The organism is Dokdonella sp., assembly GCF_039926425.1.
Taxonomy (GTDB): domain Bacteria; phylum Pseudomonadota; class Gammaproteobacteria; order Xanthomonadales; family Rhodanobacteraceae; genus Dokdonella_A.
On record NZ_JBDSWZ010000246.1, the window covers coordinates 1 to 14,363 of the forward strand.

The 14,363-nt window shown below is 64.7% G+C and carries 12 protein-coding genes; 11 read left to right on the top strand and 1 reads right to left on the bottom strand.

Annotated elements, in window-relative coordinates:
- Positions 1-64: 64 nt before the first annotated feature.
- The 4 genes from sucD (at position 65) to ABIV12_RS14160 (ending at position 6,389) form a co-directional block, all read left to right on the top strand.
- Positions 65-937 carry a succinate--CoA ligase subunit alpha gene (sucD, locus tag ABIV12_RS14145; RefSeq protein WP_348060409.1) on the top strand — a complete coding sequence of 291 codons (873 nt, stop codon included), beginning with the start codon at positions 65-67 and terminating at the stop codon, positions 935-937.
- Positions 938-1,152: 215 nt separating this feature from the next.
- Positions 1,153-1,494 carry a DUF559 domain-containing protein gene (locus ABIV12_RS14150; RefSeq protein ID WP_348060411.1) on the top strand — a complete coding sequence of 114 codons (342 nt, stop codon included), beginning with the start codon at positions 1,153-1,155 and terminating at the stop codon, positions 1,492-1,494.
- Positions 1,495-1,611: 117 nt separating this feature from the next.
- Entirely contained in the window at positions 1,612-4,557 is a 2,946-nt protein-coding gene (locus ABIV12_RS14155; RefSeq protein WP_348060413.1) for an Ig-like domain-containing protein, read from the top strand.
- Positions 4,558-4,739: 182 nt separating this feature from the next.
- Positions 4,740-6,389 (top strand): NAD+ synthase, encoded by a 1,650-nt coding sequence (locus ABIV12_RS14160; protein ID WP_348060415.1) that lies wholly within the window; start codon positions 4,740-4,742, stop codon positions 6,387-6,389.
- A 38-nt stretch (positions 6,390-6,427) separates the two neighbouring features.
- Here ABIV12_RS14160 and ABIV12_RS14165 read toward each other — a convergent pair whose 3' ends face one another.
- On the bottom strand, positions 6,428-7,285 hold the full coding sequence (locus tag ABIV12_RS14165; RefSeq protein WP_348060417.1) for an outer membrane protein assembly factor BamD: 858 nt from the start codon (positions 7,283-7,285) through the stop codon (positions 6,428-6,430).
- A 193-nt stretch (positions 7,286-7,478) separates the two neighbouring features.
- Between ABIV12_RS14165 and rluD the strand changes: the two genes are divergently transcribed.
- The 7 genes from rluD (at position 7,479) to ABIV12_RS14200 (ending at position 14,320) form a co-directional block, all read left to right on the top strand.
- Entirely contained in the window at positions 7,479-8,444 is a 966-nt protein-coding gene (gene rluD, locus ABIV12_RS14170; protein WP_348060419.1) for a 23S rRNA pseudouridine(1911/1915/1917) synthase RluD, read from the top strand.
- A 390-nt stretch (positions 8,445-8,834) separates the two neighbouring features.
- A complete protein-coding gene (gene pgeF, locus ABIV12_RS14175; protein WP_348060421.1) occupies positions 8,835-9,578 on the top strand; it encodes a peptidoglycan editing factor PgeF in 744 nt (247 codons plus the stop codon).
- A complete protein-coding gene (locus ABIV12_RS14180) occupies positions 9,575-10,099 on the top strand; it encodes a DUF4166 domain-containing protein (RefSeq protein ID WP_348060423.1) in 525 nt (174 codons plus the stop codon). Before pgeF ends, ABIV12_RS14180 begins: the two co-directional genes overlap by 4 nt.
- Positions 10,089-10,508 (top strand): thiol-disulfide oxidoreductase DCC family protein, encoded by a 420-nt coding sequence (locus ABIV12_RS14185; protein WP_348060425.1) that lies wholly within the window; start codon positions 10,089-10,091, stop codon positions 10,506-10,508. Before ABIV12_RS14180 ends, ABIV12_RS14185 begins: the two co-directional genes overlap by 11 nt.
- 67 nt (positions 10,509-10,575) lie before the next feature.
- Positions 10,576-13,179 (top strand): ATP-dependent chaperone ClpB, encoded by a 2,604-nt coding sequence (clpB, locus tag ABIV12_RS14190; RefSeq protein ID WP_348060427.1) that lies wholly within the window; start codon positions 10,576-10,578, stop codon positions 13,177-13,179.
- 81 nt (positions 13,180-13,260) lie between these two features.
- Positions 13,261-13,605 carry a zinc ribbon domain-containing protein gene (locus ABIV12_RS14195; protein WP_348060428.1) on the top strand — a complete coding sequence of 115 codons (345 nt, stop codon included), beginning with the start codon at positions 13,261-13,263 and terminating at the stop codon, positions 13,603-13,605.
- A gap of 73 nt (positions 13,606-13,678) precedes the next feature.
- Complete coding sequence (locus ABIV12_RS14200) at positions 13,679-14,320, top strand: DUF3011 domain-containing protein (protein WP_348060430.1); 642 nt, start codon at positions 13,679-13,681, stop codon at positions 14,318-14,320.
- Positions 14,321-14,363: the final 43 nt, after the last annotated feature.

Sequence of the window (14,363 nt, forward strand, 5' to 3'; positions counted from 1 at the left end):
CAAGCACCACAAAAAGCATCGCGGCTGAAGCCGCTCCTGCACATCGTTATTCGAGGATCGATTCATGAGCGTTTTGGTCAACAAGAACACGAAAGTGATCACCCAGGGCTTCACCGGCCAGCAGGGCACGTTCCACTCCGAACAGGCGCTGGAATACGGCACCAAACTGGTCGGCGGCGTGACGCCGGGCAAGGGCGGCAGCCAGCACATCGGGCTGCCGGTCTACAACACGGTGCTCGATGCGGTGAACGACACCGGCGCGGATGCATCGATGATCTTCGTGCCGCCGCCGTTCGCCGCCGATGCGATCCTCGAAGCGGCTGACGCGGGCGTGAAGATCATCGTGACGATCACCGAAGGCATCCCGGTGCTCGACATGCTGCGCGTGAAGAACGTGCTGAAAGGCTATCCGGACACCGTGCTGATCGGGCCGAACTGCCCCGGCATCATCACGCCGGGCGAGTGCAAGATCGGCATCATGCCGGGGCACATCCACAAGCCGGGCAAGGTCGGCATCGTGTCGCGCTCGGGCACGCTCACCTATGAGGCGGTGTTCCAGACGACGAACGTCGGACTCGGCCAGTCCACCTGCATCGGCATCGGCGGCGACCCGATCAACGGCTTGAGCTTCATCGACTGCCTGCGTCTGTTCCAGGACGACCCGCAGACCGAAGGCATCATCATGGTCGGCGAAATCGGTGGAAGCGCCGAAGAAGATGCAGCCGACTTCATTGCCGAATACGTGACGAAGCCGGTCGTGGCTTTCATCGCGGGCGCGTCCGCACCGGCCGGCAAACGTATGGGCCATGCGGGAGCGATCATTTCGGGCGGCAAGGGCACCGCGGCGATGAAGTTCGCGGCACTCGAGAAAGCAGGTGTGACGACGGTGAAGTCGCCGGCGGACCTGGGCAAGACCCTTGCTGCGAAGATGAAGTAGGCGAGGCTTCGATCAAGATCAAGAGCGGCCCCGTTCCGCCCTCCGGGCACCTTCCCCCGCTTCGCAGGGGAAGGAACAGCAAACGTCGACTCGATGTTGACGGGGAGGAAAGGCGAAGGTCGAGTCGCTGTTGATCTCCTTCCCCTGCGCAGCGGGGGAAGGTGCCGGAGGCGGAAGGGGGCGCTCTATCACACGAAGCCAAGGACGGTTTCCACATGCGCAACGGCGCAAAAACAACATTCGCCCGGGGATTGCGGCGGAGCCTGACTGGCGCGGAAACCCGGCTGTGGTTTTACCTGCGCCGAGGCCATCTCGCTGGGTTTCGTTTCCGTCGGCAGCACCCGCTCGGCGCGTACATCGTCGATTCCGTCTGTCTCGAAGCGCGTCTCGTGGTCGAAATGGACGGCAGCCAGCGCCTCTGTTCCACCACCGATTCGTCGCGTGACGCGTGGCTACGATCGCAGGATTTCAAAGTTCTCCCATTCTGGAACGACGACGTGCTCCAGCGGACCGATGCCGTGCTTGCCGACATCTTGTCGAACCTCGTCAATGCCTGAGCGACGCGCTCTTTGACGAAGTCGGGGGGGGCTTGACCAACGTTGGACTTTCAGCCCCACGCCGGAGCCAACTGGGGTACGATGCCCCGGCGTCGCGAGCGTTCCATGGGAGGGGGCATGCGTCGTTTGATTGCGTTGCTGGCTGCCGCGTCGTTCGTTGCCGCGCTGTCTGCCCAGACCATGCCGCCGTCGACTGATGGCGTGCCATCCGTGACCGATCCGTCGGTGCCGCTCAACTATGTCGGCAACGATGGCAGTGTGTCGCTCGGCATCAATCGAGAAGGACAGACCGAGGGCCAGTTGCTCGGCGTGTTCGCGCGCAACAACGAGCGTGCGCTGGTCGGTCAGTTGTGGTGGGACCGGACCGGTGCCGGCGGCCTGCAGTCCGACTACAACTGGCTGTGGGGCATGACCGCGCAGGAAGCGCGCGAGCGGCCCGACGCTGCGATGGTCGCGCGCCTGTCGTTCGCGATGGACCAGAATGCGGACCACGATCGCAAGGCGACCGTTGGCTTCGGCGTCGAACGGCGCGATTTTTCGATCGAAGGCTATCTTGCGCACGGCATCAGCTCGGCACGCACTGCCGGCAGTGCGCTGCACAGTGATGCGACGACAGTGTCGGGCAGTGATGCGATCGGCAATTTCGACCAGATCGAAACCACCACCGTCGAAACGCTGTTCTCGAGCAAACCCTACGGCGGCGAGCTGGGATTGCAGGTCAGCCACGTGTTCGAACCACTGGCGATGCGCGTTCACGGCGGCGCCAGCGTGCAGGACGGTGACGGCGCGAGCGCGAACACAGTGTCGATCGGACTCGATACGCCACTCGGCACGCGCGGTTGGGGTTTGTCCGCACTCGGCGAGCACGTCAGCAAACATGGTGGGCTTGACCCCGGCACCGACGACCGGCTCTCGGTCTTCCTGCGCTACGAATTCGGTGGACACGGATCGTTCGTTGCAGCGGGCGCATCGGAGGATCCGGCATGGGTTGCGCGGTCGCTCGGACGGCCATCGAGCGCGCATCCGCGTGTGGTCGAGTCGTACCGCGTGCAGCGCTCTCAGACCGTGGGCGTGACGCGCGGACCCAAGCAATACACCAACCGCTTTCCGTTGCTGCACGATGACAGCGCGAGCACCGCCGCCGACCAGACGGTGACGATTGCAGTGCTGGCCAACGACAGTGATCCCGACAACGATCCGCTTGCGTTGACCGCGGTGACGCAGCCCGCGCACGGAACGGCGACGATCGCCGGCACGCAGATCATCTACACGCCGTCGGCGGGCTTCAGCGGCTCCGACAGTTTCCGGTACACCGCCAGCGACGGGCGCAGCGGCAGCGGCAGCGCGCTGGTCACAGTCACTGTGGCCGGTCGGCCGAACCAGGCGCCGGTGGCGCGCAACGACACCGCCAACGCGGCGTTCGGTCAACCCGCAACGATCGCTGTGCTGGCCAACGATACCGATCCGGATGGCGACGCAATCAGCATCACCGGTGTCGGGACCGCGCAGCACGGCACGGTCGTGCTGTCCGGAACGCAAGTCACCTACACGCCCGAGCCCGGCTTCAGCGGCAACGACCTCTTCACCTACACGATCAGCGACGGACGCGGCGGCACGTCGACGGCGACGGTCAGCGTGGTCATTGCGCCTCGTGTGAACCGGCTTCCGGTGGCGCGCGACGATGCAGCCAATGCAGGATTCGGCGCTCCGACGACGGTTGCCGTGCTGGGCAACGACATCGATCCGGATGGCGACGCGCTGTCGCTCGTTTCCATTACCGCACCCGCGCACGGCAGTGCAGTGGTGTCGGGATCCAGCGTGATCTACACACCCGCGGCTGGCTACGCCGGCATCGACATCTTCCTGTACACCATCAGCGACGGGCGCGGTGGTACGGCGTCCGCCAGCGTGACGGTCACCGTCGCCGCACAACCGAACCGTCCGCCTGTCGCCGTGAACGACACCGCGACAACGGCGTTTGGCCAACCGGTGTCCATCGCGGTGCTCGCCAACGACTCCGACCCTGACGGCGATCCATTGGCAATCACGTCGGTGACGGTTCCACCGGGCGGCGGCACGGCGGTGATCACCGGCGGCAACGTGTTGTACACACCGGCGCCAATCGCGAACGGTGCACAGCCACCGCCATTGACCTACACGATCAGCGATGGCCGAGGCGGCACCGCCACGGCAACCGTCACCGTCACGGTGAGCGCTGCACCGAACCAGCCGCCGGTCGCTGTCGATGATGTCGCGACCACGTTGTTCGGGCAGCCAGTGACGATCGCGGTGTTGTCCAACGACAGCGATCCGGACGGCGATTCGCTGACCATCACTGCGGTGACGGCACCGGTCGGGGGTGGAACGGCCGTGATCTCGGGAGCCAGCGTGATCTTCACGCCGGGTGCTTTTGGTGCGACCAGCACCGATCGCTTCACGTACACCATCAGCGACGGACGCGGCGGTGTCGCAACGGCCACTGTAACGGTCACCATTGGTGCAGCGCCCAATCAGCCGCCGGTGGCAGTCGACGACACGGCCAACACCGCATTCGGCCAGCCGGTGCAGATTGCGGTGCTGGCAAACGACAGCGATCCCGATGGCGACGTGCTGTCGATCGCCGCGGTGAACGCGCCGTTGACCGGCGTGGCGGTCATCTCGGGAACCGTGGTGACGTACACGCCCGACGCCGGTTTCAGCGGCATCGACCGGTTCGCCTATGCGATCAGCGACGGGCGCGGCGGCACCGCCACTGCATTCGTCGCGGTGGTCGTCGCGCCTGTGCCAAACCAGCCGCCGGTCGCGGTGGCCGATGTGGTGACGACGCCGTCCGCAACCCCAGTGACGATTGCAGTGTTGGCGAACGACAGCGATCCGGACGGGGATACGCTGACGGTGATCAATGTGACCAGCCCCACCCAGGGCACGGCCGTCATTTCGGGAAACACCATCATCTACACTCCCAATGCGGGCGCGCTCAATCTGGATCAGTTCGAATACACCATCAGCGACGGACACGGGAACACTGCGACTGCCGCCGTTGGCGTGTTCGTTCTGGGGTAGCACGGAGCGCGCGGTGTTGGCGCTGGCTTCACGGCTGCGCCTTCCGCTCATTCGGTCGACGGTTGACGTGCAGGGCCCGCTACAATCGCCGCCACCGCGATTGCATTGACGGACCCGGTTCACGCGATTGGACCGGAGCCTTCGCAAGTCGCGGCGCCCTGACCCACACCAGCGACGCGTCGATGCCTCTGAAGATTGCTCTCGCCCAGTTTGATTTTCCGGTCGGTGCTGTCGCACGCAATGCCGAACGCATCGCTGCGCTCATCGCCGAGGCACGTGATGCACACGGTGCCGACCTGGTGTTGTTTCCCGAGCTCGCATTGAGTGGCTATCCGCCGGAAGACCTGTTGATGCGACCCGCGTTCCTCGCCGAATGCGACGCCGCGATGCAGCGCATCGCGAGCGGCGTGCGCGGCATCACCGCGGTTGTCGGCTGGCCGCAGGCGGCAGGTTCGGTGGTGTACAACGCTGCGAGCGTGCTCCGTGACGGCGCCGTCGAGACGACGTACCGCAAGCGCGAACTGCCCAATTACGCGGTGTTCGACGAGCGCCGCTATTTCGAGGTCGATCCGGACGGCGGCAACTGCGTCTTCGACGTTGCGGGCGTGCGCGTCGGACTGGTCATTTGCGAGGACCTGTGGTTTCCGGAGCCGATCGCCGGGACCGCGAACGCCGGTGCGCAGCTGGTGCTGGTACCGAACGCATCGCCGTTCGAATGTGGAAAACATGCGCAACGCGATGCGCTGCTCGCGTCCCGCAGCCTCGACACTGGCGTTGGAATTGCCTACGTGAATGTGGTGGGTGGGCAGGATGCGCTGGTGTTCGACGGCGGCTCCGTGCTGGCCGACGGCGATGGCCGCGTCCATGCGGCCGCGCGCGCGTTCGAGGACCACTGGCTCGTCGCGGACTTCGACGCCGAGACCCGCACATTCACGCCGCTTGCATGGACCTTCGAGACCGACGAGTCCCGCGACTCGCTGGCGTGGCGCGCCGTTGTGCGCGGCACGCGCGACTACTGCGCCAAGAACGGCTTCACCAGTGTATGGATCGGTCTTTCCGGCGGCATCGATTCCGCAATCGTTCTTGCGATCGCGGTGGACGCGCTCGGTGCGGACAACGTCACCGGCGTCAGGCTGCCGTCCCGATTCACGTCGGGCATGAGCAACGATCTCGCGGACGAACAGGCAAAGGCACTGGGCGTGCGCATCATCACCGTCCCGATCGAGTCTCCGTTCACCGGTTTCGTCGACGCGCTCGCGCCGGTGTTTGCGGACTTCGATCCACGTCCACCGGCGGCAGGTTCGGATGTGGCGTTCGAGAACCTGCAGTCGCGTTCGCGCGGCGCGATCCTGATGGCGTTGTCGAACCGCTTCGGCGGTCTTGTGCTGACCACCGGCAACAAGAGCGAGTACGCCGTGGGCTATGCAACGATCTACGGCGACATGTGCGGCGGATACGCGCCGATCAAGGATCTGTACAAGACCGATGTCTACGCGCTCGCCAACTGGCGAAACGCGATCGCCGGTGCACCGGTGATTCCGCCTGCGGTGATCGAACGCGCTCCATCGGCCGAGTTGCGTGACAACCAGACCGACCAGGATTCATTGCCGCCCTACGACGTGCTCGACGCCATCCTCGCGCGCCATGTCGATAACGAGCAGTCACGCGACGAGATCGTCGGCGCAGGTTTCGACGCGGAGGTGGTGGATCGCGTGATCCAGCTGGTGCGGATCAGCGAATGGAAGCGCCAGCAGGCGGCGCCCGGTCCGAAGATTTCGCGCCGTGCGTTCGGGCGCGAGCGACGGTATCCGATCACCTCGGGATGGCGCTGACCTTCGCCAGTGGTGGGTCGCTAAACTGAGGGGTGCGCTCAGCTGCCCTGGCGCGACGTGCCGCGATTGGTCAGCGGAATCAGCTTCCACCAGTTCGAGCGATAGTGCGGCCAGCGGCCTTCGAAGAACGGGTGGTTCGGGTAGTTGAGCTTGAGCACGCGCTCGGCATCGTCGGCCAGTTTGTCCTGGCCGAGCATCTTGTAGCTCTGCGCCATCACGGCCAACGCGCTGCCGGCCTGTTCCGATTGCGGAAACGTTTCGATGATCGATTTGGCGCGGTTGGCGGCAGCCACATACGCTTCGCGTTTCAGGTAGAACAGCGCGATGTTGAGCTGCGATTGCGCCATCGTGTTGCGCAGGAACACCATGCGCTGGCGACCGTCTTCGGCGTATCGGCTTTGCGGGTACCGGCTCAGCAGAGCTCCGAAGTCGTCGAACGACTGGCGCAGATTCGACTGGTCGCGCTGCGTCATGTCCTCGCCGACGTACTGCTCGAGAAACCCGCCGGAGCGGTCGAAGTTGATCAGGCCGCGCAGATAGAACGCATAGTCGACGTGTTTGTTGGTGGGGTACGTCTTGATGAAGCGGTTGATGGTCGAATACGCCTCGTCCGCCTTGTCCGACTTGTACTGGGCGTAAGCGAGGTCCAGCTGGGACTGCTCGGTGTACGGGCCAAACGGAAAGCGGGACGTGAGGCGCTGGAACGTGCGGATCGCGTAGTCGTTGTTGCCCGACTCGATCGCTTCGATTCCTTGCTGATAAAGCTGCTCCACCGTCTGGGTATCCATCGGATCGCCTTTCTTGCCGCGATGGAAGAGGGAACAGCCCGCCACCACGACCAGAAGCGCGAGAAGGGTGGTACGCGAGATGAAACGGAATGCTGGGGAGACTCGCATGCGGGTGGCAGGCTCTGCGATGATGAAGGGATGGGTGGACCCGGCGGGGTATTCCGTACCGTAAAGAACGGTCTCCGCGCCTTGTGATGCCTGATTCGTGCAAGCGACCGGCGCCTCATCGCGCCGCGTCCAGTCGCCGATCATACCCCGAACCCCGCCTGCGCTGGAAACGCGCGACTGACAGGATTGCCCCGTGACAGATGCCGAATCCAGCCTGAATGTTACGGTTCCGTTTGAGCTGGCGGGCCGGCGGTTCGATCAGGCCCTGGCCGAGTTGTTCCCGGATTACTCCCGTTCACGCCTGACCACATGGATCAAATCCGGCGCCGCGCTGCTCGATGGAGCCCCGGTTGCGCCGCGCCAGATTCTTCGCGGCGGCGAAACCGTGTCGCTCATCGTACGCATGGAACGCGAGATCGGCGCGCAGGCGGAGGACATCGCGCTCGACATCCGGCACGAGGACAAGGACGTGCTCGTCGTCAACAAACCAGCGGGCCTCGTCGTCCATCCCGGTGCGGGGAATGCCAACGGCACCCTGCAGAATGCGTTGCTCCACCACGACCCGAAGCTTGCGGAGATTCCGCGCGGCGGCATCGTCCACCGGCTCGACAAGGACACCTCCGGCCTGATGGTGGTGGCACGCACCTTGCGCGCGCACACCTCGCTGGTCGAACAACTGACCGCACGTGCGGTGCATCGACAGTATGCGGCGATCGTGTACGGCTCGATGATCTCCGGCGGTCGAGTGGATGCGGCGATCGGGCGGCATCCACAGGACCGGCTCAAGCAGGCGGTGCGCGAAGACGGACGCGACGCCGTCACGCATTACCGCGTGCGCGAACGATTCCGAGCGATGACCCTCGTGGAATGCCGGCTGGAAACCGGCCGCACGCACCAGATCCGCGTGCACATGGCGCATGTCCGCCATCCGCTGCTCGGCGATTCGCAGTACGGCGGCCTGCTCAAGTTGCCGAAGGGAGCAAGCCCCGAATTTGTCGCCGCGTTGCGCGCGTTCAAGCGTCAGGCGCTGCATGCAGAGCGACTCGAATTCGCGCATCCGAAATCCGCCAAGACGATCGCCGTCGAAGCCGAACGTCCCGCCGATATGGAAGCATTGCTCGCCGCGCTGCGCGCTGATGCGCGGGTCAATCCGACCTGAGATGGACTCGGCAAGGGCATCGTCCCGGACGCTCAGGATCAAGAGCGCCCCCTTCCGCCTGCGGCACCTTCCCCCGCTGCGCAGGGGAAGGAAAAGCAACGCGCACTCGATGCTGGTTGCGCGGCATATGATCGAGGAGCGAGACGCGGCGACACGAACAAAACGTGTTCCCCTGCCCAGCACCGGCACGCAGTCGATGCCACTCATCGGAGACATCCTTCCCCTGCGCAGCGGGGGAAGGTGCCCGGAGGGCGGAAGGGGGCGCTCTTTGTGGGAGCGCACGATCAAGAGCGCCGCGTTCCGCCGGCGTCGCGGTTGCCCGTTGCGCAGCGGCAAGACTCCCCTGCGCGGAACCTCCGATAACGTATTCGCGAGACGGAGAAGCCGCTGATGGCGCTGTCTGCGCTGCTGCCCGACTGGAACGCGCCGGCCAATGTGCGGGCGCGGGTGACCACGCGGAATCTGGCGGGTCGATCAATCGCGCCGTTTGATCGGTTCAATCTGGGATCGCGCTGCGGCGATGATCCTCGAGCAGTCGCGGCCAATCGCGCTGCGCTGCTCGGCTTGCTCGACTTGCCTGCGCCGCCGCGGTGGCTGCATCAGGTGCATGGAATCCAGGTCGTCGACGATCCGGGGTTTGACGAACCGGAAGGCGACGCCGCAGTCACCCGGGTTCCCGGCCACGTTCTTGCGGTGTTGACAGCCGATTGCCTTCCAGTGGTTCTTGCGGCTGCCGATGGACGTGAGGTCGCGGTCGCGCATGCAGGCTGGGGTGGATTGTGCGCCGGCGTGATCGAAGCGACAGTCGCCGCGATGCACACGTCGAGCGCGGACCTGCATGCCTGGCTCGGCCCTGCGGCCGGTCCGTTGGCGTACGAAGTCGATGCGACCGTGCGCGACGCGTTCCTGGCGCACAACCCCAGCGCGATCGATGCGTTTGCGTCGACGCGGTCGGGCCATTGGAATGCCGATCTGTACACGCTCGCACGCCAGCGGCTCGACGACGTCGGGGTGAACCCTGGTTGCGTATCAGGCGGCGAGCTCTGCACGATCTCCGACGCTGCGCGGTTCTATTCGCATCGCCGCGACCAGCGTAGCGGCCGCATGGCGACGCTGGTGTGGATGGCGCCGTGAGTTCGCCCGTTTTCGAGCGGTTGCCCGGACTTCGACGGGCGACGCTCGCGCCGTGCGTTTCACGGCTGCACGTCGGTGACACCGGGAGACGTTATCGCGGCGAGGTGGATGTCGAGCACGGTCGCGGAATCCTGGCTGCACTGTGCAGATGGGTCATGCGTCTTCCACCTGCCGGACGCGGTGCCATCGAAATCCGCATTGATGACGAAGGCGAGGCGGAACGCTGGACCCGTCGTTTTGGCCAGCGGACGATGACGTCGGTGCTCTGGGTGGGCAACGGCCTGCTGCACGAGCGGATCGGTGCCGTCACGCTGCAATTCGTGATACGCGTGGAAGACGGCGCCTTGGCATGGCGGGCCGTGGGTGCCCGGTGCCTCGGCGTGCCGCTCCCAGGCCGTGCGTTTGCACAGGTCGGGGCGCGCGAACATGAGGAGTCGGGACGCTATCACTTCGATGTTCACGCGACCTTGCCCATCGTCGGTTTCCTGCTGCGCTATCGCGGGTGGCTCGATGTCGAGTGATTTCCCGGGCGCCGGCGGGCCGATCATCGTCTTCGACGGCGTCTGCGCGTTGTGTAACGGCTGGGTGCGTTTCCTGCTGCGACACGATCGCCAGGAGCGCTATCGGTTCGCGGCGATGCAGACTCCTGCCGGTCGCGCGTTGCTGAGCGCGCACGGGCTCGATCCGGACGATCCCAATTCGTTCCTGCTGATTGACGACGGGATCGCGTGGACAGACACCGACGCCATCCGTCGCGTGGTCAGCGGGCTCGGCGGCATCTGGCGAATCGCCCACCTGCTGGGCTGGCTGCCGCGGGCTTTTCGTGATCGCATCTACCGCACGATTGCCCGCAACCGCTATCGCTGGTTTGGCCGTCACGACACGTGTTTCCTGCCAACTCCCGGACAGCGCGCGCGCTTTCTCGACTGATTCGCTTGCATCGGCTCTCTGGCGGCCGCACTTACAGGCGCATTCGAACGCTTTGGAGATCGCGCGCATGCGCATGGACAAACTGACCTCACGGTTCCAGCAGGCGCTGGCCGACGCGCAATCGCTGGCCGTCGGGCGCGACAACAATTTCATGGAGCCTGCGCACCTCCTGTCCGCATTGCTGGAACAGCCAGGCGGTTCCACAGCGCCGCTGCTCGCGCAGGCCGGCGTCGATGTGACGGCATTGCGCGCGCGCGTTGCGCAGATGCTCGCTGCGCTGCCGAAGGTGGCCGGTCAGGAGGGCAACATCAATGTGTCCAATGAACTCAACCGCCTGCTCAACGTCACCGACAAGCTTGCGCAGCAACGCGGCGACCAGTTCATTGCGTCAGAGTTGTTCGTGCTCGCGGCGCTGGACGACAAGGGCGAAGCCGGTGCGGCGCTGAAGGCGACGGGAGCGAACAAGGCGGCGATCGAAGCGGCAATCGACAAGATGCGTGGAGGTGAAAAAGTGCAATCGGAAAATGCCGAAGAACAGCGCCAGGCGCTGGAGAAATACACCATCGACCTGACCGCGCGTTCGGAAAAGGGCAAGCTCGATCCGGTGATCGGTCGCGACGAGGAAATCCGTCGCGTGATCCAGGTGCTGCAGCGGCGCACGAAGAACAATCCGGTACTGATCGGCGAGCCCGGCGTCGGCAAGACCGCAATCGTCGAAGGCCTCGCCCAGCGCATCATCAACGACGAAGTGCCCGAAGGCCTGCGTGGCAAGCGCGTGCTGTCGCTCGACATGGGCGCGTTGATCGCCGGCGCCAAATTCCGCGGCGAGTTCGAGGAGCGGCTGAAGGGCGTGTTGAACGATCTGGCGAAGCAGGAAGGGCAGGTGATCCTCTTCATCGACGAATTGCACACGGTGGTTGGTGCCGGCAAGGCGGAAGGGTCGATGGATGCCGGCAACATGCTCAAGCCTGCGCTTGCGCGCGGCGAGCTGCATTGCATCGGTGCGACCACGCTCGACGAATACCGCAAGTACATCGAAAAGGACGCCGCGCTCGAGCGGCGCTTCCAGAAGGTCTTCGTCGGCGAGCCGAGCGTCGAGGACACCATCGCGATCCTGCGCGGACTCAAGGAGAAGTACGCGGTGCACCACGGGGTCGAGATCACGGATCCGGCGATCGTCGCGGCGGCCACGCTGTCGCATCGGTACATTGCGGACCGCCAGTTGCCGGACAAGGCCATCGACCTGATGGACGAGGCGGCGTCACGCATCCGCATGGAAATCGATTCGAAGCCGGAAGAACTCGATCGCAAGGAGCGCCGGCTGATCCAGCTGAAGATCCAGCGTGAGGCGTTGAAGAAGGAAAAGGACAGCGAATCGAAGCAGCGGCTCGCCGATCTCGAGAAGGAGATCGACGTGCTCGGCCGCGACTATTCGGATCTGGAAGAAGTGTGGAAATCCGAGAAGGCAACGCTCCAGGGCGTGACACGCGTGAAGGAACAGATCGAAGCGGCGCGACTCGAACTCGAGGCCGCGCAGCGCGGGCAGGACTACGCCCGGATGAGCGAGATCCAGTACGGCACGATTCCGGAACTGGAAAAGCAGCTCAAGACCGCACAGGAAGCGGAAAACAAGGGCTTCACGCTGCTGCAGGACAAGGTCACTGCCGAGGAGATCGCCGAGGTCGTCGCACGCTGGACCGGCATTCCGGTGTCGAAGATGCTCGAGGGGGAGCGCGAAAAACTCCTGCGTATGGAAGACGAACTGCATCGTCGTGTCGTCGGGCAGGATGAGGCCGTCCGCGCAGTCAGCGATGCGATCCGGCGTTCGCGCGCGGGGCTGTCCGATCCGAATCGTCCGAACGGATCGTTCCTGTTTCTCGGTCCCACCGGCGTCGGCAAGACCGAGCTGTGCAAGGCGCTTGCCGAGTTCCTGTTCGACAGCAACGATGCGATGGTGCGGATCGACATGAGCGAGTTCATGGAGAAGCACTCGGTCAGCCGGCTGATCGGAGCGCCGCCGGGCTACGTCGGCTACGAGGAAGGCGGTTATCTCACCGAGGCGGTGCGGCGGCGTCCGTACAGCGTGATTCTTCTCGATGAAGTGGAAAAGGCGCACCAGGATGTGTTCAATATCCTGCTGCAGGTGCTCGACGATGGCCGCCTGACGGATGGCCAGGGCCGTACCGTGGACTTCCGCAACACGGTCATCGTGATGACGTCGAATCTCGGGTCGCAGTACATCCAGGAAATGTCCGACAACGGTGTCGACGCCGAGTCGGAGGAGGAGTACACGAAGATGAAGGCCTCGGTCATGGGCGTCGTGCAGGCGCACTTCCGGCCGGAGTTCATCAACCGCCTTGACGAACTCGTCGTGTTCCGCGCACTCGACAAGCGGCAGATCCGTGCGATCGCCCGGATCCAGACCGGCTATCTCGCCAAGCGGCTGGCCGAGCGTCAGTTGAAGTTCGAGATCTCCGACACTGCGCTGGACCTTCTCGGCAATCTCGGATTCGATCCGGTGTATGGAGCGCGTCCGCTCAAACGTGCGATCCAGCAACAATTGGAGAACCCGCTCGCGCGGGAGATCCTCGAAGGCCGCTTCCAGCCAGGAGACGGTGTCGCGGTCGATGCGCGCGACGGCCGCCTGGTGTTCGAACGCGTGCCGGCCTGACCGGTCGGTGCGCGACCGCTTGCAATTCCGCCGTGCACACGCATAGTGCGGCCCCGAAGACCGCTTTCCGACGCCGCGACCATGCCGATCTACGAATTTGAGTGCACCTCCTGCGGAACCGTGTTCGAGCGGTTGCAGAAGCTTTCCGATGCGGATCCGACGCAGTGTCCGGAATGCCAGCAGGAGACCATCAAGCGACGGCTGACCGCGCCGGCTTTCCGTCTCGCCGGCAGCGGGTGGTACGAAACGGACTTCAAGAAGGAAGGCGATACCAAGCGCAACCTCGTTGCCAGCGACGACGCCCCGGTTGCAAAGGGGGAGACGAAGGAAACGCCGAAGGCCGATGCGCCAGCGGCAGCGACGCCGGCGCCGGCGCCGGCTCCTGCACCGGCACCAAAGCCGAAGGACACGAAGACCGATCACTGATCTGCGCACCGCGTTGCCTGCCGTTCATGCCCGTGTTCTAGACTCGCCAGCGTCTTAACGGGGAGTTTGATCCATGAAACGAATTTCAATGTGTGTCGTCGCCTGTGCGATGTCGTTCGGCGTCGCGTCCTTTGCGTCTGCGCAGGACGCTCGTCAGATTTCCGGAACCGTCGGATCGCTGACATCGGCCCAGAATGGCTGGCGTCCCGGCAACGACTGGAACCGGGACATCGAGGTGCGCTGCGCGAGCGAGGGCTACGGCTACAACATGTGCCAGGTCGACACGGGGCGCGGCAGTCGTGTGCAGCTGGTCAACCAGATTTCCAAGACGCGCTGCGAAGAAGGCCGCACCTGGGGCTTCAATCGTGCGGGTGTCTGGGTCAACGAGGGCTGCGAAGGTGTGTTCCGCATCTCGCGCCGCTGGGAGGGTGGTGACAATGGCCCAGGTCCCGGCGGACCGGGTCCAAGTGCAGGCGGTGGTGACTGGCGTCCAGGCGCGGGCTGGGACAAGACCATTCGCGTGCAGTGTGCGAGTGAAGGCTACGGGTACAAGTTGTGCCAGGTCGATACCGGTCGCGGTGGCAACGTGCGCGTCGAGCGCCAGATCTCCAAGACGCGTTGCGTCGAGGGGCGCACGTTCGGATCAAACCGGGCCGGCGTGTGGGTCGATGGCGGCTGCGAAGCGGTTTTCCGGGTCGATCGTCGCTGGCGTTGATTGATCCTTGATAGGTCAGGCAAACGCCCGCTTCGGCGGGCGT